Origin of the sequence: Streptomyces armeniacus, from assembly GCF_003355155.1 — a bacterium.
GTDB lineage: Bacteria > Actinomycetota > Actinomycetes > Streptomycetales > Streptomycetaceae > Streptomyces > Streptomyces armeniacus.
Map to the genome: position 1 here is coordinate 2,929,651 of NZ_CP031320.1, position 21,862 is coordinate 2,951,512.

Sequence of the window (21,862 nt, forward strand, 5' to 3'; positions counted from 1 at the left end):
CCGCATGCCCACGAGGGGAACCACCCATGAGACGCACCGGGTCCCGCCGTATCCAGACCGCGGTCACCACCGCACTCGCCACCGCGCTCGTCCTCTCCGTCACCGCCGCCTGCGGCTCCGACGGCGACAACGGCGACAGGGGAGGCGGCGGCAAGGTCGAGCTGGACATCAACGGCCAGCCGCCCAGCAGCCAGCAGCAGGAGCGCGCGCTCTTCGACGCCGACGTGAAGGCGTTCGAGAAGGCCAATCCGGACATCGACCTGGTGCCGCACGAGGGCTTCATGGAGCCGAAGACGTTCCAGACGAAGCTCGCCGGCGGCAAGCTCGAGGACGTCTTCTACACCTACTTCACGGACCCCGCGGGCCTCATAGCCAAGCGGCAGGCCGCCGACATCACCGAGCACGTGAAGGACCTGCCGCACTACGGGGACATCAAGCCCGAGCTGCTGAAGATCTACCAGGACGAGGAGGGCCGCCAGTTCGGCCTCCCGACCGCCAACTACTCGATGGGCCTGGTCTACAACCGGAAGCTGTTCGAGCAGGCCGGGCTCGACCCCGACCGGCCGCCCGCCACCTGGGACGAGGTGCGCGCCGCGGCCAAGAAGATCTCCGGACTCGGCAAGGGCCACGTGGGCTACGCCGATCTGTCCAAGAACAACCAGGGCGGCTGGCACTTCACCGCCGAGCTGTACTCGCGCGGCGGCACCGTCGCGAAGCAGGACGGTGACACGTGGAAGGCGTCCTTCAACGACTCGAGGGGCGAGGCCGTCCTGCGCACCCTGCACGACATGCGCTGGAAGGACGGCTCCATGGGCAGCAAGCAGCTGCTCGAGGACGCCGACCTGCAGCGCATGATGGGGGCCGGCAAGCTCGGGATGTACGTCGCCGCCGGTGACAACATCCCCGTCGTCGTCAAGGAGTTCGACGGCCAGTACGACGACTACGGCCTGGCCCCGGTCCCCGAGGGCAGGGGCACGCTGATCGGCGGCGAGGGGTACATGTTCAACCCCAAGGCGTCCCCCGAGCAGATCAAGGCCGGGGTGAAGTGGATCCACTGGCGGTTCCTCACCCCGGAGACCATCGAGCGGACCGCCAAATGGCACCACAAGCGGAAGCTCCCCGTGGGGCTGCCCGTCGCGCCCACCCCGGACAACTGGAACGGCGCGACCCGGCAGGCCGTGGAGAAGATCAAGAAGGCGAACGCCAACGTCCCGGTGGGCAACTACGCGGCGTTCACCGACAAGAACGTGCCCGGCGTGATCGAACCGCCCGAGGCCCAACAGGTCTACGCCGCCCTCGACAAGACCATGCAGGCGGTGCTCACCAAGGAGGACGCCGACATCGGCGGCCTGCTGGACAAGGCCGAGGACGAGGTCAACCAGATCTACGCACGCGTCCGATGACCGTCACGACGGGCACCTCCGTGACGTCGCGGCCCGCCGCCGCACCCGGCGGCCCGTACCGCCCGGCGGAGCAGCTGCGGGCACGGCGCCGCAGGCGGCTCGGCGAGCACGCCACCGCGTACGGGTTCCTCTGCGCCGCGCTGGCCGTCTTCGCCCTGTTCTCCTGGTACCCGATCGTGCGGAACGTGCTGCTCGCCTTCCAGGACGTGAACTTCGCGACCGGGAACAGCTGGGTGGGTCTGGAGAACTTCCGGCGGCTGGCCGACGACCCGCTCGTCGGCACCGCCTGGAAGAACTCCGCGCTGTTCACGCTCTACGCCCTGCTGCTCGGCTACGCCGTGCCCTTCGCGGCCGCCGTCGTCGTCAACGAGTTCCGGCACGCCCGCGCGTACTTCCGCATCCTCGTCTACCTGCCGGTGATGCTCCCGCCGGTGGTCGTCGCGCTGATGTGGAACTGGTTCTACGACCCGGGGCCCGGCCTGATCAACGAGCTGCTGCGGACCGTACACCTGCCGACGTCCTCGTGGGTCGACTCCGCCGACACCTCGCTCGTCTCGCTGGTCATCGTGGCCACCTGGGCGAACATGGGCACCACCACGCTGATCTATCTGGCCGCGCTCCAGACCATCCCGGGGGAGCTGTACGAGGCGGCTGAGCTGGACGGCGCGAACCTGTGGCAGCGGATCCGCCACGTCACCATCCCGCAGACCAGGTTCGTGCTGCTGATCCTGTTGCTGCTGCAAGTCGTCGCCACCATGCAGGTGTTCACGGAGCCCTTCGTCATGACCGGAGGCGGACCGGAGGACTCCACCGTCACCGTGATGCTGCTGATCTACCGCTACGCGTTCGTCTACAACGACTTCGGCACCGCCAGCGCGCTCAGCCTGCTGCTCCTGCTCGTCCTGGCGCTGTTCTCCGCCGCGTATCTGCGGCTCACCCGGACCCGAGAGACGTGAGGAGCCGACGCGATGCGCACCCTGATCCGACCCGCCGTGCTCCGCACCCGGCGCGGCAGGACCGTCTACTGGGCGGTGCTGGCCCTCGTCCTCCTGCTGTTCACCGTCGCGTTCGTCATACCGCTGTACTGGATGGGCACCGGGGCGGTGAAGAGCGCGCCGGAGGTGGCCCAGAACCCGCCGACGTACGTGCCGCGGGAATGGCAACTCGGGAACTTCGCCGAGGCCTGGCAGGAGCTGGACCTGACCCGCTACTTCCTCAACACCCTGCTGCTCGTGGGCGGCGCGTGGCTGTTCCAGCTCGCCGTGCAGATCCCCGCCGCGTACGCGCTGTCCAAGCTGCGCCCGCGGTACGGGAACCTGGTGCTCGGGCTGATGCTCGTCACGCTGATGATGCCGGTGACGGCGCTGCTCGTGCCCGTCTACCTCACCGTCGTCGACGTGCCGCTGCTCGGCCTGAACCTGATCGACACCCCGGCGGCCGTCTGGCTGCCGGCCGGCGCCAACGCGTTCAACATCTACATCCTGAAGAACTTCTTCGACCGCGTCCCCGACGAACTCCTCGACGCCGCCCGCATGGACGGCGCCGGGCCCGTCACCACCATGGTGCGCGTCGTGCTGCCGCTGTCCCGGCCGATCATCGCGGTGGTGTCCATCCTGTCCATCGTCACGGCGTGGAAGGACTTCATCTGGCCGCTCGTGGTCCTGCCCGACCCGGCGAAGCAGCCGATCAGCGTCTTCCTGCAGCGAGTGGCCCCGGACATCCCGCTGAACATCCTGATCGCCGGACTCGTGCTGGCCAGCGCCCCGCTGATCGCGCTGTTCCTCGTCTTCCAGCGGCAGATCCTGTCCGGTCTCACCGCAGGCAGCCTGAAGGGCTGACGCCGGCGGCCGCTCGTCGCCCGCTCCCTCCGACGGCCCTCAACGGCCCCCCAACGGCCACTGAAAGGAACACCAGTGCCCCACTCCGGTCACGACTGGTGGCGTGATGCTGCCATTTACCAGGTTTATGTGCGAAGTTTCGCCGACGCGGACGGCGACGGCACGGGCGACCTGGCAGGCGTACGCGCGCGGCTCCCGTATCTAGCCGAACTCGGCGTCGACGCCCTCTGGTTCAACCCCTGGTACCTGTCCCCGATGGCCGACGGCGGATACGACGTGGCCGACTACCGCGCCGTCGACCCCGCCTTCGGCACCCTCGACGAGGCCGAGAAGCTGATCTCCGAGGCGCGCGAACTGGGCCTGCGCACCATCGTCGACATCGTCCCGAACCACATCTCCGACCGGCACCCCTGGTTCCGCGCCGCCCTCGCCGACCCGGACGCCGAGGAGCGCGCCCTCTTCCACTTCCGGCCCGGCCGCGGCCCGGACGGCGCCGAGCCGCCGAACGGCTGGACCTCCGAGTTCGGCGGCCCCGCCTGGACCCGTACGGTCAACCCCGACGGCACACCGGGGGACTGGTACCTGCACCTGTTCACGGCACGCCAGCCGGACCTCAACTGGGCGCGCACGGAGGTGCGCAAGGAGCACGAGGATGTGCTCCGCTTCTGGTTCGAGCGGGGCGCCGCCGGCGTACGGATCGACTCCGCCGCGCTCCTCTGCAAGGACCCCGCGCTGCCCGACCTCGCCGACGGCGAGCCGCATCCGTACGTCGACCGGGACGAGCTGCACGACGTCTACCGCGCCTGGCGGGCGGTCGCCGACGAGTACGACGGCGTCCTCATCGGCGAACTGTGGCTGCCCGACACCGACCGCTTCGTGCGCTACCTGCGCCCCGACGAGCTGCACACCGCCTTCAACTTCGACTTCCTCGCCTGCCCCTGGGACGCCGCACGGCTGCGCGCCTCCGTCGATCTGACCCTGGCCGCGCACGCCCCCGTCGGCGCCCCCGCCACCTGGGTGCTGTGCAACCACGACGTGACCCGCACGGTCACCCGCTACGGTCGTACGGACAGCGGGTTCGACTTCGCCGCCAAGCGCTTCGACACCCCCACCGACCTGGCGCTCGGCACCCGGCGCGCACGCGCCGCCGCGCTGCTGTCGCTCGCGCTGCCCGGGTCCGTCTACCTCTACCAGGGCGAGGAACTGGGCCTTCCGGAAGCGGCGGTCCCGCCGGACCGCATCGAGGACCCCATGCACTTCCGCTCCGGCGGCGTCGACCCCGGCCGGGACGGCTGCCGCGTACCGCTGCCGTGGGAGGGCGCGCGGCCGCCGTACGGGTTCGGGGAGGGCGCCGAGCCGTGGCTGCCGCAGCCCGCGGACTGGGCCCCGTACGCGGCGGCACGCCAGGGGGACGACCCGGAGTCGATGCTCTCGCTGTACCGCGCGGCGCTGCGGGTCCGCCGCGGCGAACCGGGCTTCGGCGGCGGCGACTTCCGCTGGCTGGACGCGCCGGACGGCGTGCTGGCCTTCGCCCGCGGGGAGGGGCTGAGCTGCCTCGTCAACCTGTCCCCGCAACCCGTGGACCTGCCCGCGCCGTGCGGACTGCTGCTCGCCAGCGGCCCGCTGGACGACGCGGGCCGGCTGCCCCAGGACACGGCGGCCTGGCTGCGCTCCGCATAGCCGGCCCGGCCGCCGTTCGTGCACCACCCCACATTCCGTGCACGATCGAACAGAGAGGGATGCCATGACGGGCATGACAAGGGAAGGAAGACCGGCCGTTTGGCGGCGCAGGCCGCTGCGCGCCGCGCTCGCGGCGGTGGCGTGTGCCGCCGTCGTCGGCGGGCTGGGCGCGCTGCCGGACACCGCGGAGGCGGGCGCTCCGGAAGCGCCGGAGGCCACCGCCGGGGCCGAGCTGCCCTTCACCTCGATGGAGGCGGAGGCTGCCACCACCGACGGCACCGTGATCGGTCCGGACTACACGCAGGGCACCGTGGCGTCGGAGGCGTCCGGCCGGCAGGCCGTGAAGCTGGCGGCCGGGCAGAGCGTGGAGTTCGAGCTGACGGGCGCCGCGAACGCGGTGAACGTCGCGTACAACGTGCCCGACGGGCAGGAGGGCACGCTCGCGGTGCGGGTCAACGGCGAGCCGGTGGACGGCGAGCTGAAGACCACCGCGAAGTACAGCTACATGGACACCCCGTGGATCGCGGGCTCCAAGACGCACCACCTGTTCGCCGACGCCCGCGTGCAGTTCGGGCGGGACGCGGCGGCAGGGGACACCGTGACCCTGGAGGCGGGCTCCGAGACCACCGTCGACGTCGCCGACTTCGAGCAGGTGGCGGCGCCCGCCGAGATGCCGTCCGGCGCGGTCTCCGTCGTGGACCACGGCGCCGACCCCACCGGAGCGCAGGACTCCGCGCAGGCGTTCAAGGACGCGATCGCCGCCGCGCAGGGCGGCACCGTGTGGATTCCCGAGGGTGACTTCCTGCTGGGCTCCGAGCTGAGCGGCGTACAGAACGTCACCATCCAGGGCGCGGGCAACTGGCACTCGGTCGTGCACGGTTCCCGCTTCATCAACCAGACGCAGTCCGCCGGCAACGTCCACCTCAAGGACTTCGCCGTCTTCGGCGAGGTCACCGAGCGGGTGGACAACAATCCGGACAACTTCGTCAACGGCTCGCTGGGCGCGGGCTCGTCCGTGTCCGGCATGTGGCTGCAGAACCTCAAGGTCGGGCTGTGGCTGACCGGCACCAACGACAACCTCGCCGTCGAGGGGAACCGCTTCGTCGGCATGGCCGCGGACGGGCTGAACCTGAACGGAACGGCCAAGAACGTCACCGTCAGCAATAACTTCCTGCGCAACACCGGTGACGACTCGCTCGCCATGTGGTCACTGAACGCCGCCAACGAGAACTGCTCGTTCACGGACAACACGATCGTGCAGCCCAACCTGGCCAACGGCATCGCCATTTACGGCGGCACCGACATCACCGTCAGCAACAACCTGATCAAGGACACGAACGCGCTGGGCAGCGGCATCGCGATCTCCAACCAGAAGTTCCTCGACCCGTTCTTCCCGCTCGCCGGCACCATCACGGTGGACGGGAACGAGCTCGTACGCACCGGCGCGATGAACCCCAACTGGGAGCACCCGATGGGCGCGCTGCGCGTCGACTCGTACAACTCGGCCATCGAGGCGCAGGTCGAGATCACCAACACGACCGCCACGGACAGCCCGTGGAGCGTGTTCGAGTTCGTCTCCGGCGGCGGCACCGGGCTGCCCGTGGAGAACGTGACCGTGCGGGGCGCCGTGATCGAGAACGCGGGCACGGTGGCCGTACAGGCCGAGACGCAGGGCGAGGTGACGTTCAGCGATGTCGTCCTGACGGGCGAGAGCGTCGCGGGCGTCTACAACTGCCCGTACCCGGAGGGCAGCGGCACCTTCACCGTCCAGGACGGCGGCGGCAACTCCGGCTGGGACACCGAATGGGAGGACTGCGGCACCTGGCCCGAGCCGGGCGGGGCGCCCGCCGGCTCCTGAGCGGCGGTTCCGCGCGGCCCCGGTGAGGCGAGGGGCACGGGGGAGCGGAGGACGGGGGCGGCCGTCGATTACGATCGGCAGCCGTTCCCGTACGCCGTTCCCGTACGCCGTCCCCGTACGTCCGCCGCCGCAGGAGAAGGAGCCCCCGCACCCGTGACCACGCGAGCGATCCCGGTCGTCGTCCTCGCCGGCTTCCTCGGCTCCGGCAAGACCACCCTGCTCAACCACCTGCTGCGGAGCAGCGGCGGCACCCGGATCGGCGCCGTCGTCAACGACTTCGGCAGCATCGAGATCGACGCCATGACGGTCGCAGGCCAGGCCGACGCGATGGTCTCGCTCGGCGACGGCTGCCTGTGCTGCGCGGTGGACACCAGCGACCTGGACGAGGTGCTGGAGACGCTGGCCCGGCCCAGCGCCCGTATGGACGTGATCGTCGTGGAGGCCAGCGGACTGGCCGAGCCGGAGACGCTGATCCGGATGATCCTCGGCAGCGGGAATCCGCACATCGTGTACGGCGGGCTCGTCGAGGTCGTCGACGCCGCCGAGTTCACGCGTACCCGCGCCAGGCATCCGGAGCTGGACCGGCACGCCGGCATCGCCGACCTCGTCGTCCTGAACAAGGCGGACCGGGTGGCCGAGGGCGACGCGGCCGGGCTGCTGGCGACGCTGTCCCGGCTGGCGCCGGGCACCCCGGTGGTCACGGCCGCGTACGGACGCGTCGACCCGGAGCTGCTGTTCGACCGGCCGCGGCGCGAACGGCCCGCCGTGGAGCAGCTGTCGTTCGACCAGCTGGTCCGGGACGAGCACGAGGCGCGCGAGGCGGAACGGGCGTGCGCGGACGGCGACGGGCATGGCGGGCACCTGCACGCGGCGTACGAGAGCGTCGAGTTCACCTCGGACGAGCCGATGGATCCGCGCCGGCTGACGGCCTTCCTGGACGCCCGCCCGGACGGGCTCTACCGCATCAAGGGCTTCGTCGACTTCGGCCCGGGCGACCCGGAACGGAAGTACGCCGTCCACGCCGTCGGCGGCTTCCTCCGCTTCCAGCCGCTGCCCTGGGGCCGTACGGAGCCGCGGCGCACGCAGCTCGTGCTGATCGGCGCCGGGGTCGACGCGGACTCGCTGCGGGACGCGCTGGCGGCGGCCCGCAGCGACCCTCGGCGGGAGCCGGGGCCGGAGCGCCGGGACCCGGATCCGTACGGGATGTGGGGCGTGCTGCGGTACGTGGACGACCCGGCGGAGCGGGACGAGGACCCCCAGATTGATGAAGTGGAGGGACCCGAGGAGGCCGAGGCGCCCGATCCGTACGAGACGGCGGGGCCGTACGGCACCGAGGAGCCGTACGACCCGCTGCTCACGCGCTAGAACGCCGGAACCGCCGCAACGCCATGACCCGCTAGAACGGACCCGCCATCGCCGCCACCGGCTTCGCCAGCGGCACCCCCGAGCCGTCCCGGCGCGGGTCCGGCTCCGGCAGCTCGGCCGCCGTCCCGGTCCGCGTCGCGGCGCGGGCGGGCGCCGCGCCGGCCCAGCCGAACGTCAGGCAGTCCTCGCCCTTCAGGAAGCGCTGGCAGCGGACGCCGCCCGTCGCCCGCCCCTTGCGCGGATACTGGTCGAACGGGGTCAGCTTGGCCGTGAGCACCGAGTCGTCCAGCGTGCCGTGCGAGCCCGCGACAGTGAACACCACCGCGTCCGCCGCCGGATCGACCGCCGTGAACGAGATGACCTTCGCCTCCGGGCCGCCCAGCTTGATCCCGGCGACACCGCCCGCCGCGCGCCCCTGCGGGCGCACCTGCCCCGCCTGATAGCGCAGCAGCTGCGCCTCGTTCGTGATGAAGACCAGGTCCTCCTCGCCTGTGCGCAGCTCCACCGCGCCGACGATGCGGTCGCCCTCCCTCAGGCTGATCACTTCCAACTCGTCCTTGTGCGCCGGATAGTCGGGCACGACCCGTTTCACCACGCCCTGCTCGGTGCCGAGGGCGAGGCCGGGGGAGGACTCGTCGAGTGTCGTCAGGCAGATCAGCCGTTCGTCGGACTCCAGCGTCAGCAGCTCCGCGACCGGTGCCCCGCCCGCCAGGTTCGGCGACGCCGAACTCTCCGGCAGCTGCGGCAGATCGACCACGGTGAGGCGCAGGAGTCTGCCCGCCGAGGTGACGGCGCCGACCTCGCCGCGGGTGGTGGCCGGGACGGCGGAGACGACCACGTCGTGCTTCACGCGCTTCGCCGCCTGGTCGAACGGCGCGTCGCCGTTCGCCGTACGGGCGAGCAGCCCGGTGGAGGAGAGCAGCACCCGGCACGGGTCGTCCGCGACCTCCAGCGGCACGGTGGCCAGCGGCGCGCCCGCGGACTCCAGCAGCTCGGTGCGGCGCTCGGTGCCGTACTTCTTCGCGACGGCGGCGAGCTCCGAGGAGACCAGCTTCCGCAGCTCCGCGTCCGACTCGAGGATGCGGGTCAGCTCCTCGATCTCGCCGCGCAGCCGGTCCCGTTCGCTCTCCAGCTCCAGCCGGTCGAACTTCGTGAGCCGGCGCAGCGGGGTGTCCAGGATGTACTGCGTCTGGACGTCGGACAGCCCGAAGCGGGCGATCAGCGACTCCTTGGCCTGCGCCGCGTTCTCGCTGGACCGGATCAGCCGGATGACCTCGTCGATGTCCAGCAGCGCGACGAGCAGGCCCTCGACCAGGTGCAGCCGGTCGCGCCGCTTGGTGCGCCGGAACTCGCTGCGCCGCCGCACCACGTTGAAGCGGTGGTCGACGTAGACCTCGAGGAGCTCCTTGAGGCCGAGCGTCAGCGGCTGGCCGTCGACCAGCGCGACGTTGTTGATGCCGAAGGACTCCTCCATCGGCGTCAGCTTGTACAGCTGCTCCAGCACGGCCTCCGGGTTGAAGCCGTTCTTGATCTCGATGACGAGCCGCAGCCCGTGCTCGCGGTCGGTGAGGTCCTTGACGTCCGCGATGCCCTGCAGCTTCTTGGCGTTGACCAGGTCCTTGATCTTGGAGATGACCTTCTCCGGGCCGACCGCGAACGGCAGCTCGGTGACGACCAGGCCCTTGCGCCGGGCGGTGACCTGCTCGACCGCGGCCGTCGCGCGGATCTTGAACGTGCCGCGCCCCGTGGCGTACGCGTCCTTGATGCCGTCGAGGCCGATGATCTTGCCACCGGTCGGCAGGTCCGGGCCCGGCACCATGCGCATCAGCGTCTCGAGGTCGGCGCCCGGGTGCTTGATCAGATGCCGTGCGGCGGCGATCACTTCGCCCAGGTTGTGCGGGGGCATGTTGGTGGCCATGCCGACCGCGATCCCCGCCGAGCCGTTCACCAGCAGGTTCGGATACGCGGCGGGCAGGGCCGCCGGCTCCTGCTCGCTGCCGTCGTAGTTCGGCGAGAAGTCGACGGTGTCCTCGTCGATGGACTCGACCATCAGCCCGGCCGCGGGCGCCGACCTGCACTCCGTGTAACGCATAGCGGCGGGCGGGTCGTCGTTGCCCAGGGAGCCGAAGTTCCCGTGCCCGTCGACCAGCGGGACCCGCATGGAGAAGCCCTGCGCCATGCGCACCAGCGCGTCGTAGATCGGGCTGTCGCCGTGCGGGTGGAGCTTTCCCATCACCTCGCCCACGACACGGGCGCACTTCACGTACGACCGGTCGGGGCGCAGGCCCATCGCGTGCATCTGGTAAAGGATGCGGCGGTGCACCGGCTTCAGGCCGTCGCGCGCGTCGGGGAGTGCCCGCGAGTAGATGACCGAGTAGGCGTACTCCAGGTAGGAGCCCTGCATCTCGTCGACGACGTCGATGTCGAGGATGCGCTCCTCGAAGTCGTCCGGCGGCGGGGTCTTCGTACTGCGGCGGGCCATCGCGGCAGGCACTCCTTCGTGCGTACGGAAGTGAACAGACGTTGGTGACGCAGCCCATTGTGGACCGCGCCTCCGACAGCCGGGTTCTCGGCCCGGCCTCGGCTCGTACCGTACGGGAACTTCGCGCGCTGTCGGAGCGCTTGCATACAGTGACGCCTAGAAGTCCGGACCGCCGGCCGGGACCAGAAGTCCCGGTCCGGGGTTCGGGCGCGCACCCAGAACCGCCGAAGCACTCCCGCGACGAAGGGACTCCACCCCCATGGGCCACACGGCCACGCCACCGCCGGCCACCGGCGGGCTGACAGCGACCGAGCACCGGCTGGCCAACGGCCTGCGTGTGGTGCTCTCCGAGGACCACCTGACGCCGGTTGCCGCGGTGTGCCTCTGGTACGACGTCGGCTCGCGCCACGAGGTGAAGGGGCGTACGGGCCTGGCCCACCTCTTCGAGCACCTGATGTTCCAGGGCTCGGCCCAGGTGCCGGGGAACGGGCACTTCGAGCTGGTGCAGGGCGCGGGCGGCTCTCTCAACGGCACCACCAGCTTCGAGCGCACCAACTACTTCGAGACGATGCCCGCCCACGAGCTGGAGCTCGCGCTCTGGCTGGAGGCGGACCGCATGGGCTCGCTGCTGACCGCCCTGGACGACGAGTCGATGGAGAACCAGCGCGACGTCGTCAAGAACGAGCGCCGCCAGCGGTACGACAACGTGCCCTACGGCACCGCGTTCGAGAAGCTGACCGCCATGGTCTACCCCGAGGGCCACCCGTACCACCACACGCCCATCGGCTCGATGGCCGACCTGGACGCCGCGTCCCTGGCGGACGCGCAGGCGTTCTTCCGTACGTACTACGCGCCCAACAACGCGGTCCTGTCCGTCGTCGGCGACATCGACCCGGAGCGCACGCTGGCCTGGATCGAGAAGTACTTCGGGTCCATCCCAGGCCACGAGGGCAAGCACCCGCCGCGCGACGGCACCCTGCCGGAGGTCATCGGCGAGGAGAAACGCGAGGTGCTGGAGGAGGACGTGCCGGCGCGCGCCGTGATGGCCGCGTACCGGCTGCCGCACGACGGCACTCGCGAGTGCGAGGCCGCCGACCTGGCGCTCACGGCGCTCGGCGGCGGCGAGTCGTCCCGGCTGCACAACAGGCTCGTACGGCGCGACCGCAGCGCCGTCGCCGCCGGGTTCGGGCTGCTGCGGCTGGCCGGGGCGCCGTCGCTGGGCTGGCTGGACGTCAAGGCGTCCGCCGAGGTGGACATCGCCGACATCGAGGCCGCGGTCGACGACGAGCTGGCCCGGTTCGCCGAGGAGGGCCCGAGCGCGGAGGAGCTGGAGCGCGCGCAGGCCCAGCTGGAGCGGGAGTGGCTGGACCGGCTGGCCACGGTCGGCGGCCGCGCCGACGAACTCTGCCGGTACGCCGTGCTGTTCGGTGACGCCCAGCTCGCCCTGAGCGCGGTGAAGCGGGTGCTGGAGATCACCCCGGAGGAGGTGCGGGACATCGCGCGGGCCCGGCTCCGCCCGGACAACCGGGCGGTGCTCGTGTACGAGCCGACCGCAGCCGAGGACACCGACACCGACGCCGACGAGACCGGTGCCGACCAGACCGACTACGAAGCCGCTGAGGGCGCAGCGCCCGCCGAGCAGCAGCAGACCGCAGCCGAGGAGACCGGCCAGTGAGCGACACCGCTTCTCCCGCGGGGACGACGCCCGCGGAGACCACGATGGACTTCCACCCCCGCCCGTCCGGGGGCGAGCCCACCCCCTGGGCGTTCCCGGCCCCCGAGCGCGGCACCCTGCCCAACGGCCTGACCGTGCTGCGCTGCCACCGACCCGGCCAGCAGGTCATCGCGGTCGACGTCAACCTGGTCGCGCCGCTCGACGCCGAGCCCGAGGGCCTGGACGGCGTCGCCACGATCATGGCCCGCGCGCTGTCGGAGGGCACCGACAAGCACGACGCCGAGGAGTTCGCCGCCGAACTGGAGCGCTGCGGCGCCACCTTGGACACGCACGCCGACCACCCCGGCGTACGGGTCTCGCTCGAGGTGCCCGCGTCCCGGCTGCCGCGTGCGCTGGGGCTGCTCGCCGACGCGCTGCGCGCTCCCGCCTTCCCGGAGGGCGAGGTGGAGCGGCTGGTGCAGAACCGGCTCGACGAGATCCCGCACGAGCTGGCGAACCCGGCCCGCCGCGCCGCCAAGGAGCTGTCCAGGGAGCTGTTCCCGGCGGACTCCCGGATCTCCCGGCCGCGCCTGGGCACCGCGGAGACCGTGGAGCGGATCGACGCGGCGGCCGTCCGCGCGTTCTATGCCGCACACGTGCGGCCCGCGACGGCCACCGCCGTCGTCGTCGGCGATCTGACCGGCGTCGAGCTGGACCAGGCGCTGGCCGACACGCTCGGCGCGTGGACCGGTTCGGCGGCCGAGCCGCGGCAGGCGCCGCCCATCACGGCCGACGACCGGGGCCGCGTGGTGATCGTCGACCGGCCCGGCTCCGTGCAGACGCAGCTGCTGATCGGCCGTATCGGCGCCGACCGGCACGACAGCGTGTGGCCCGCGCAGGTCGTCGGCACGTACTGCCTGGGCGGCACCCTCACCTCCCGGCTGGACCGCGTGCTCCGCGAGGAGAAGGGCTACACGTACGGCGTCCGCGCCTTCGCACAGGTGCTGCGCTCCGCGCCGGACGGCTCCGGCGCGGCGATGCTCGCCATCAGCGGCTCCGTCGCCACGGACGTCACGGGCCCGGCGCTGGGCGACTTGTGGCAGGTGCTGCGTACGCTCGCCGCGGACGGGCTGACCGACGAGGAGCGCGACGCCGCCGTGCAGAACCTGGTGGGCGTCGCGCCGCTCAAGTACGAGACGGCGGCGGCCGTCGCGGACACCCTGGCCGACCAGGTGGAGCAGCACCTGCCGGACGACTTCCAGGCGCAGACGTATCTGCGGCTCGCCCAGACCGGCACCGTCGAGGCGACGGCGGCGGCCGTCAGCGCCTTCCCGGAGGACCGGCTGGTCACGATCCTGGTCGGGGACGCGGAGCAGATCGCCGGCCCCGTACGGGAGTTGGGCATCGGCGAGGTGACGGTCGTCACGGGTTAGCCGAAACGCGCGTGCGCTGCACGTAAGAGCGGTGCCCCCGGGGATCTGAGCGATTCCCGGGGGCGAACCGAGCAAACAGACGGGCGCCCTTTTGTCTGATTCCTCTGTGATGTACGAGCTGCGCTGTGGCGTGCGCGACAAATAGCCGGATCTGCTTGGTGGTTGGGAGACCTCCCGCTTAGCGTCGGTCCGGCTGTCCGTCAGAAGTGTCCGCAACCGCGGCCGACGTACAGCCATCGCCGAGTCCCCCACGGCGCGAGCCAGGGGAGCCGGGGACCCAACCACGAAGTCCCTGGGGTGAATCGGGCGGCCTCGCACGAGGCGGCCCGTAGGAGACCTTCCTGCTCCGAACCCGTCAGCTAACCCGGTAGGCGAGAAGGAAGGAAAGGAGCACGCCGTCAGCATGGCGTTCACCCGTGCCACGGGCCGGCACCGCCGGCCCACCCGCGCCAACCGTACGAGCGCGAACCTCGCCGGCATCGCCGGCCTCGCCACCGTCGGCGTCATGAGCTCGTTCGCTTCCCCCGCCGGAGCCGCCGCGTCCGGGCAGCCCCAGGTGCAGGACACCGCGGACACCGGGCTGACCCAGACCGTCGTTCTGGGCGATTCCCTCGCCGACTCCCTCACGGAGCAGGCCAGCAGCCAGTCCAGCGCCGCCGAGCAGGCGGCCGCCGAGGCGCAGGCGAAGGCGCGCGCGAAGGCCGCGGCCGAGGCGAAGAAGAAGGCCGAGGCCGAGGCCAGGAAGAAGGCCGCCGAGAAGGCGGAGAAGGCCCGTGAGGCCGAGGAGCAGCGTGCGGCCCGCGCGGCGGAGGCCAAGCGCGCCGCGATCAGCGGCTACGTCTCGCCGATCGAGGGCTCGTACGTCTCGACGCCGTACGGCGCCGGCGGCGGCATGTGGTCCTCCGGCACCCACACCGGCGTGGACTTCCACGCGTCGTCCGGCACCTCCGTACGGTCCGTCGCCGCGGGCGAGGTCGTCGAGGCGGGCTGGGGCGGCGCGTACGGCAACAACGTCGTGGTCAAGCACTCCGACGGCACGTACACGCAGTACGGTCACCTGTCGTCCGTCGAGGTGTCGGTGGGCCAGAGCGTGACCTCGGGCGAGCAGATCGGCCTGTCGGGCAACACCGGCAACAGCAACGGGCCGCACCTGCACTTCGAGGCCCGCAGCGGCCCCGACTACGGCTCGGACATCGACCCGGTGTCGTATCTGCGGCAGCACGGCGTCAGCCTCTGAGCACCAGCGCCACCAGCGCACGTGAACAGCCCCGGCCGAAACGGCCGGGGCTGTCCCATGTCGCGGGTGCGGCGCCCCGGTGCGGGCGCCGCGCTCAGTCGGACTCCGGGCTCAGACCGTCTCCGGCAGCTCGTCCAGGCCCTCGGAGACCAGCTTCGCCAGCCGGTCGAGCGCGTCCTCGGCGCCGTCCGTCTCGGAGGCCAGCACGATCTCGTCGCCGCCCTCGGCGCCCAGACCCAGGACGCCGAGCATCGAGGCGGCGTTGACGGGGTCGCCGTCGCCCTTGCGCACGGTCACCGGGACGCCCGCGGCGGCGGCCGAACGGCAGAAGATGGCGGCGGGGCGGGCGTGCAGGCCCTCGGCCCAGCCGACGGAGACGCGGCGCTCAACCATGGTGTAACCCTTCAGATCGTTCCTGTTGTCTAGACCAGTCTCGCACGGTGCGCGCGAGCGCCGACAACACCGGGCCCGCTCGTTACCCTGACCCCATGCGAACCGAGGCGGAGCGCGCCTACCCCACGCACTGGGAGGCGGATGTCGTCCTGCGCGACGGCGGCACCGCACGCGTACGGCCCATCGCGCCGGACGACGCGGACCGGCTCGTCGCCTTCTACGAGATGGTCTCGGACGAGTCGAAGTACTACCGCTTCTTCGCCCCGTACCCGCGGCTCTCCGACCGCGACGTACGCCGCTTCACGCACCACGACTACGACGACCGGGTCGGCCTCGCGGCCACGGTGGGCGGCGAGTTCATCGCGACCGTCCGCTACGACCGCGTCGACGCCGAGGGCCGCCCCGCCACCTCTCCCGCGGACGTGGCCGAGGTCGCCTTCCTCGTACGCGACGACCATCAGGGCCGCGGCGTGGCCTCCGCGATGCTGGAGCACATCGCGGCCGTGGCCCGCGAGCGCGGCATCCGGCGCTTCATCGCCGAGGTGCTGCCCGCGAACGCCCGGATGATCAAGGTCTTCACCGACGCCGGCTACTCCGCGCACCGCAGCTTCGAGGACGGCGCGGTCCGGCTCACCCTCGACCTGGAGCCCACCGAGCAGTCCCTCGCCGTCATGCACGGCCGCGAGCAGCGTGCGGAGGGCCGCTCCGTACAGCGCCTGCTGGCCCCCGCCTCCGTCGCCGTCATCGGCGCCAGCCGCACCCCCGGCGGCGCGGGCCGCTCGGTGCTGGACAGCCTCCGCGACGCCGGGTTCACCGGCCGTACGTACGCCGTGAACGCGGCGCTGAGCGGCGCCGCCGAGCTCGCGGGCGTCCCCGCGTACCCCCGCGTCGGGGACCTGCCCGAGACGGTCGACCTGGCGGTCGTCGCCGTCCCCGCCGCGCGGGTGCCCGAGGTCGCCGCCGACTGCGGCGAGCGCGGCGTGCAGGGACTGGTCGTGCTGTCCGCGGAGTTCACGCGGGAGGCGCAGCGCGACCTCGTACGACAGGCACGCGCGTACGGGATGCGGGTCATCGGCCCGAACGCCCTCGGGGTGGTCAACACGCACCCGGACGTACGGCTGAACGCGACGCCGTCGCCCGCGTCGCCCGCGCGGGGCCGTATCGGCCTGTTCACGCAGTCCGGCGCGATCGGCATCGCGCTGCTGGCCGGGCTGCACCGGCGGGGCTCGGGGCTCTCCACGTTCGTGTCCGCGGGCAACCGCGCGGACGTGTCCGGGAACGACGTGCTCCAGTTCTGGGACGACGACCCGGACACCGACGTGGTGCTGATGTACCTGGAGTCGATCGGCAACCCGCGGAAGTTCACCCGCATCGCGCGGCGGATCGCCGTACGCAAGCCGCTGGTGGTCGTCAAGGGCGCGCGGCACAGCGGCAGCGCGCCGCCGCCCGGACACGCCGCGCCCGCCTCCCGTACGCCCGACTCCACCGTTTCGTCGCTGCTCCGGCAGGCCGGTGTGATCACCGTGGACACCGTCACGGAGCAGATCGACACGGGCATCCTGCTGGCGTCCCAGCCGCTGCCGCACGGCCCGCGCGTCGCCATCCTCGGCAACACCGAGTCGCTGGGCCTGCTCACCTACGACGCGTCCCTCACCGACGGGCTCCGCCCGCTGCCCACGACCGACCTGACGACCGCCGCCACCCCCGCCGACTTCCGCCGCGCCGTCCGCGAGGCCGTCGAGGACCCGCAGACGGACGCCGTGGTGGTCACGGTCATCCCGTGGGTCGACGACACCCCGGTCGCGGCTCTCGCGGACGCGGTCCAGGAGGCCGCGGCCGGGTCCGTGAAGCCGGTGGCGGTCGTCCACCTCGCCATCGAAGGGCTGGAGGCCGCCCTCGCCGAGCGCGGCATCCCCGCCTACCCGGCGGCCGAGCGCGCCGTACGCGCCCTCGCCCACGCCGTACGCCTCGCCGCCTGGCGCCGCTCGGCCGCGTCGCCCGGCCGGGTACCCGAGTTCGACGTGGACGAGTCCGCCGCGGCGGAGCTGCTGGCCCGCGCCACGCGGCAGGAGCACCGCGGCAGGGAGGGGGCGGCGCGTACGGGCGTCCCCGGCGCGACCCCGGAGGTGCAGCGCAGCATCCCGCTGGCGGCGGACGACGCGTCCGCGCTGCTCGGGCACTACGGCATCGCCGTGCAGCCCACCCTGCCCGCACCCACCCCGGACGACGCCGTGGCGGCGGCGCGCAGGCTGGGGTACCCGGTGGCGCTCAAGACCACCGCCCCGCATCTGCGGCACCGGGCGGACCTCGGCGGCGTACGGCTCGACGTGCCGGGCAAGTCCGAGCTGCGCCGCGCCTTCGCCGAGGTGACCGGCGCGCTCGGCTCGGCCGGGGAACTGCGGCCCGTCGTACAGGCGATGGCGCCGCGCGGTGTCGACACCGTCGTACGCGCCGCCGTCGACCAGTCCATCGGCGCGGTGCTCTCCTTCGGCCTCGCCGGTACGCCCTCCGAGCTGCTCGGCGACATGGCGCACCGGCTCGTCCCCGCCACCGACCGGGACGTCGCCGAGCTGATCCGCGCGATCCGCTCGGCGCCCATCCTGTTCGGCTGGCGCGGCGCGCAGCCCGTGGACACCGGCGCCCTGGAGGAGCTGCTGCTGCGGGTCTCGCGGCTGCTCGACGACCATCCGGAGATCGTCGCCGTCGACCTCGAACCGGTCGTCGTCGCGCCGCACGGCGTGACGGTGCTGAGCGCGGCCGTACGGGTCGCGGAACCGCCCGTACGGGACGACAGCGGCCCTCGCCGACTGCCTGCCTACTGACCCTCCGCAGCGCCGTAGGATGGCCCCATGGCGAAGACCAGTACGACGACGCAAGGGCTGCGCACGGCGATCGAGCGCAGTGGCTATTACCCGGCACTCGTTGCGGAGGCCGTCGAAGCGGCGGTGGGCGGCGAGCCGGTGGCCTCGTATCTGGTGCACCAGGAGACCACGTTCGACTCCAACGAGGTGCGTCGCCACGTCACCGTCCTTGTCCTCACCGGCACCCGCTTCATCGTGAGCCACACCGACGAGCAGGCCGCCGACGGCACGTCGCCCGCGCCGTACGCCACCACCTCCACCGAGTCGGTGAAGCTGGAGCGCATCTCGTCGGTCGTGCTGTCGCGCGTGGTCGCCGACCCCGAGTCGTACACGCCGGGCACGCTGCCCCGCGAGGTGGTGCTGACCATCGGCTGGGGCGCGGTCTCCCGTATCGACATGGAGCCCGCCGCGTGCGGCGACCCCAACTGCGAGGCGGACCACGGCTACACGGGCTCCACCACCGCGGACGACCTCTCGCTGCGCGTCAGCGAGGCGGGCGACGGCCCGGAGACGGTCCGTCAGGCGCTCGACTTCGCACAGGCACTCTCCGAGGCGACTGTGGCCGCGCGGCCGGGGCCCGCGCGGTGAGACAGGGCGACACCGCGCAGCCCGCGACGGGGCAGCCAGGGGCCGGGGACCCGCTGGACGAGGAGACGCCCCTCGACCCGCGTACCGCGCCCGTACCGCGCTACGGCCACGGCTCCCTCGCCGACCTGCTGCCCGCCGTCGCGGCGGCACAGGGCGTACCGGACCCGGCCGGTCCGGACGGCTCCGCGCCGGGGCTGACGCTGCAACCGGCCGACCGCGCCTGCGTGTTCCTCGTCGACGGCATGGGCTGGGAGGCGCTGCGGGCGCACCCGGAGGAGGCGCCGTTCCTCACGTCCCTCCTCGGCTCCTCCACGAACGGCAGCGGCACCCCGCTCACCGCCGGGTTCCCCTCGACCACCGCGACCTCGCTCGCCTCCGTCGGCACCGGCCTGCCGCCCGGCGAGCACGGCCTGCCCGGCTACACCGCCCTCAACCCGGACACCGGCGAGCTGATGAACCAGCTGCGCTGGCACCCCTGGACCGACCCGTACGAGTGGCAGCCGTACCCGACGGTGTTCCAGCGCGCCGCCGCAGCGGGCGTCGCCACCTGCCAGGTCTCCGCGCCGCACTTCGAGCAGACCCCGCTCACCAAGATCGCGCTGTCCGGCGGCACCTTCCACGGGCGGCTGTCCGGCGAGGAGCGGATGGACCTCGCCGCCGAACGCCTCGGCGCCGGCGACCGCGCCCTCGTCTACACGTACTACGCCGAACTCGACGGCAACGGCCACCGCTACGGCATGGACTCTGACGCCTGGCGCGGCCAGCTCCAGTACGTCGACCGGCTCGCGCAGCGCCTCGCGGAGCAGCTGCCCGCCCGCTCGGCGCTCTACATCACGGCCGACCACGGCATGGTCGACGTCCCCGCCACCCCGCGTGCCCGCTTCGACTTCGACGAGGACTGGGAGCTGAGCGCGGGCGTCGCCAAGCTCGGCGGCGAGGGCCGGATGCGGCACCTGTACGCGGTGCCGGGCGCGGCGGCGGACGTCGCCGCCGTCTGGCGCGACGTGCTCGCCGGGCACGCGTGGGTCGCGACGCGCGAAGAGGCCGTCGCGCTGGGCTGGTTCGGGCCGCGGGTCGACGCCCGGGTCCGGGGCCGCATCGGCGACGTCGTGGCCGCGATGAGCGGCGACGTGGCGATCGTCGCGAACCGCACCGAGCCCAAGGAGTCCGCGCTCATCGGCATGCACGGCTCGGCGACCCCCGCCGAGCAGCTGGTGCCGCTGCTCGAGGTGCGCACGTGAACTGACCGCCGTACGCGCACCGGAGCCCGTACGCGACCGTGTCCCCGGCCGAGCCCGTACGCAACTCGCCGCCCCGCGCCCGCACTTCACCCAGGAGAGGCCCGATCCCCCCATGCCAGAGCTGGTTTTCTTCAGCGGCACGATGGACTGCGGCAAGTCCACACTCGCGCTCCAGATCGAGCACAACAGGTCGGCGCGCGGCCTCCAGGGCATGATCTTCACCCGTAACGACCGGGCGGGGGAGGGCCGGCTGTCCTCCCGGCTCGGCCTCGTCACCGAGGCGATCGAGGCCGGCGAGGGCTTCGACTTCCACTCCCATCTGGTGCGGCACCTGACCGCGGGCGGCCGTACGGACTACGTCATCGCGGACGAGGCGCAGTTCCTCTCCCCGGAACAGGTCGACCAGCTCGCGCGGATCGTGGACGACCTGGGCATCGACGTGTTCGCCTTCGGCATCACCACGGACTTCCGCACCAAGCTCTTTCCCGGCTCCCAGCGGCTCATGGAGCAGGCCGACCGGATCGAGGCGCTCCAGGTCGAGGCGTTGTGCTGGTGCGGAGCGCGGGCCACGCACAACGCCCGTACGGTGAGCGGCCGGATGGTCGTCGAGGGCGCGCAGGTGGTCGTGGGCGACATGACCGGACCGGCGTCCTCCGGTGACGTACCGGGCGACGTGGGCTACGAGGTGCTGTGCCGCCGCCACCACCGCAGGCGGCTGACGGCGGCCGCGGCGGGCGCCGCCACGCTCTCGCCCGACGTGCTGCCGGTCGACGCGGCGCCCGTGCCGCCGCCCGCAGGGAACGGCGGCCGGGCGGCGAACGGCGGGGCGAGCGGCGGGGCAACGAACGGAGGGGCGGCGCCGGCGCGTACGCCGGGCACCGCCCCGCTCGGCCGGCCCTCGTCCTGACCGGGCCTCGCCGAACGGCTGCCGTGCCGCTCAGCCGCCCTCAGGCTCGGCTGTAGCGCTCAGCCGCCGTCCCGCTCCGCCAGCCTGATCACGCTGAACTGCGCGCCCTCCGGATCGATCACCGTGGCCAGCCTCCCGTACGGCGAGTCCCGCGGCGGCCGTACGACATGCCCGCCCAGCTCCGTCACCAGTCGTGCGGCCGCGTCGGTGTCCTCGACGGCGAAGTACGTCTCCCAGTGCGGCCCGCGGTCGCGCGGCAGGTCCCGCCCGACCCCGTGGACTCCGGCGACGGGGCGGCCGTCGAGGTGCAGCGTGACGTAGTCGAAGTCGGCGGAGACGACGGCCTCCGCCTCGTAGCCGAACACCGCCGGATAGAACTTCCCGACGGACGAGGTCTCCCGCGTGACGAGTTCGAACCACACCGGCGTGCCCGGAGCCCCCGCCTCCGAGGTGCCCAGGCCGAGGTGCGTGCCCGGCTGCCAGATCCCGAACGTCCCGCCCGTCGGGTCGGCGGCGATCGCCAGCCGCCCCGCGTTCTCGACGTCCAGCGGCCCGACCGCGACGGTGCCGCCGCACTCGCGGACCAGCCCGGCGGTGGTGTCGGCGTCCTCGGTGGACATGTACGGCATCCACGCGATGTGCGGCTGCGCGCGTGCCGACGTCATCTCGCCCATGCCGGCCACCTCGCGGCCGTTCACGACGGCCCGTACGTAAGGCTCCAGCTGCTGCGGCCCGTGGCGGTACTCCCAGCCGAACAGGCCGTGGTAGAACTCCCGGCTCGCGGGCAGACCGTGCACCATCAGACTCGCCCAGCAGGGCGTGCCGGTGGTGTGCTGGTGCCGGATCGCTGCCTCGGTCATCTGCTTCTCTCCTCAAGACCATCATCGATGCGGTCGTGCTGCGGATACACCGGGTTTCGGTA

Annotated in this window: 16 protein-coding genes and 1 riboswitch; of the genes, 13 read left to right on the forward strand and 3 right to left on the reverse strand. The window is 72.4% G+C overall.

What is annotated here, in order from left to right; translation table 11 throughout:
• Positions 1-26 precede the first annotated feature (26 nt).
• The 6 genes from DVA86_RS12705 to DVA86_RS12730 all read left to right on the forward strand — a co-directional run bounded on the left by DVA86_RS12705 (position 27) and on the right by DVA86_RS12730 (position 8,144).
• A complete protein-coding gene (locus DVA86_RS12705; protein ID WP_208878226.1) occupies positions 27-1,403 on the forward strand; it encodes an extracellular solute-binding protein in 1,377 nt (458 codons plus the stop codon).
• On the forward strand, positions 1,400-2,359 hold the full coding sequence (locus DVA86_RS12710; protein WP_208878227.1) for a carbohydrate ABC transporter permease: 960 nt from the start codon (positions 1,400-1,402) through the stop codon (positions 2,357-2,359). The genes DVA86_RS12705 and DVA86_RS12710 overlap by 4 nt, the downstream gene beginning before the upstream one ends.
• 12 nt (positions 2,360-2,371) lie before the next feature.
• Positions 2,372-3,241 (forward strand): carbohydrate ABC transporter permease, encoded by an 870-nt coding sequence (locus DVA86_RS12715; RefSeq protein ID WP_208878229.1) that lies wholly within the window; start codon positions 2,372-2,374, stop codon positions 3,239-3,241.
• A gap of 75 nt (positions 3,242-3,316) precedes the next feature.
• Positions 3,317-4,921: a glycoside hydrolase family 13 protein gene (locus tag DVA86_RS12720; protein ID WP_208878230.1), complete on the forward strand. Its 1,605-nt coding sequence runs from the start codon at positions 3,317-3,319 to the stop codon at positions 4,919-4,921.
• A gap of 64 nt (positions 4,922-4,985) precedes the next feature.
• Positions 4,986-6,779, forward strand: coding sequence for a glycosyl hydrolase family 28-related protein (locus DVA86_RS12725; RefSeq protein ID WP_425470822.1), 1,794 nt, complete (start codon positions 4,986-4,988; stop codon positions 6,777-6,779).
• 153 nt (positions 6,780-6,932) lie between these two features.
• Positions 6,933-8,144, forward strand: coding sequence for a CobW family GTP-binding protein (locus DVA86_RS12730; protein ID WP_208878233.1), 1,212 nt, complete (start codon positions 6,933-6,935; stop codon positions 8,142-8,144).
• Between the two features lie 31 nt (positions 8,145-8,175).
• Here DVA86_RS12730 and DVA86_RS12735 read toward each other — a convergent pair whose 3' ends face one another.
• On the reverse strand, positions 8,176-10,626 hold the full coding sequence (locus tag DVA86_RS12735) for a DNA gyrase/topoisomerase IV subunit A (RefSeq protein WP_208878234.1): 2,451 nt from the start codon (positions 10,624-10,626) through the stop codon (positions 8,176-8,178).
• A 259-nt stretch (positions 10,627-10,885) separates the two neighbouring features.
• Between DVA86_RS12735 and DVA86_RS12740 the strand changes: the two genes are divergently transcribed.
• From DVA86_RS12740 to DVA86_RS12750, 3 genes are all read left to right on the forward strand, one after another.
• Positions 10,886-12,301 carry a M16 family metallopeptidase gene (locus DVA86_RS12740; RefSeq protein WP_208878235.1) on the forward strand — a complete coding sequence of 472 codons (1,416 nt, stop codon included), beginning with the start codon at positions 10,886-10,888 and terminating at the stop codon, positions 12,299-12,301.
• A gap of 44 nt (positions 12,302-12,345) precedes the next feature.
• Complete coding sequence (locus tag DVA86_RS12745; RefSeq protein ID WP_208884647.1) at positions 12,346-13,713, forward strand: M16 family metallopeptidase; 1,368 nt, start codon at positions 12,346-12,348, stop codon at positions 13,711-13,713.
• A 227-nt stretch (positions 13,714-13,940) separates the two neighbouring features.
• Positions 13,941-14,101, forward strand: a riboswitch (cyclic di-AMP (ydaO/yuaA leader).
• 15 nt (positions 14,102-14,116) lie between these two features.
• Entirely contained in the window at positions 14,117-14,950 is an 834-nt protein-coding gene (locus DVA86_RS12750) for a M23 family metallopeptidase (protein ID WP_208878237.1), read from the forward strand.
• Between the two features lie 111 nt (positions 14,951-15,061).
• Here DVA86_RS12750 and DVA86_RS12755 read toward each other — a convergent pair whose 3' ends face one another.
• Positions 15,062-15,343: an HPr family phosphocarrier protein gene (locus DVA86_RS12755; protein ID WP_208878239.1), complete on the reverse strand. Its 282-nt coding sequence runs from the start codon at positions 15,341-15,343 to the stop codon at positions 15,062-15,064.
• A 95-nt stretch (positions 15,344-15,438) separates the two neighbouring features.
• Here DVA86_RS12755 and DVA86_RS12760 point away from each other — a divergent pair, with 95 nt between their 5' ends.
• The 4 genes from DVA86_RS12760 to DVA86_RS12775 all read left to right on the forward strand — a co-directional run bounded on the left by DVA86_RS12760 (position 15,439) and on the right by DVA86_RS12775 (position 20,940).
• Positions 15,439-18,165 (forward strand): bifunctional acetate--CoA ligase family protein/GNAT family N-acetyltransferase, encoded by a 2,727-nt coding sequence (locus tag DVA86_RS12760; protein ID WP_208878240.1) that lies wholly within the window; start codon positions 15,439-15,441, stop codon positions 18,163-18,165.
• Positions 18,166-18,192: 27 nt separating this feature from the next.
• Complete coding sequence (locus DVA86_RS12765; RefSeq protein WP_208878242.1) at positions 18,193-18,792, forward strand: DUF5998 family protein; 600 nt, start codon at positions 18,193-18,195, stop codon at positions 18,790-18,792.
• A gap of 53 nt (positions 18,793-18,845) precedes the next feature.
• On the forward strand, positions 18,846-20,033 hold the full coding sequence (locus DVA86_RS12770) for an alkaline phosphatase family protein (RefSeq protein WP_208884649.1): 1,188 nt from the start codon (positions 18,846-18,848) through the stop codon (positions 20,031-20,033).
• Between the two features lie 112 nt (positions 20,034-20,145).
• Positions 20,146-20,940 (forward strand): thymidine kinase, encoded by a 795-nt coding sequence (locus DVA86_RS12775; RefSeq protein WP_208878243.1) that lies wholly within the window; start codon positions 20,146-20,148, stop codon positions 20,938-20,940.
• A gap of 59 nt (positions 20,941-20,999) precedes the next feature.
• Here DVA86_RS12775 and DVA86_RS12780 read toward each other — a convergent pair whose 3' ends face one another.
• Positions 21,000-21,800, reverse strand: a complete 801-nt coding sequence (locus tag DVA86_RS12780) for a VOC family protein (protein WP_208878245.1) — start codon at positions 21,798-21,800, stop codon at positions 21,000-21,002.
• Positions 21,801-21,862: the final 62 nt, after the last annotated feature.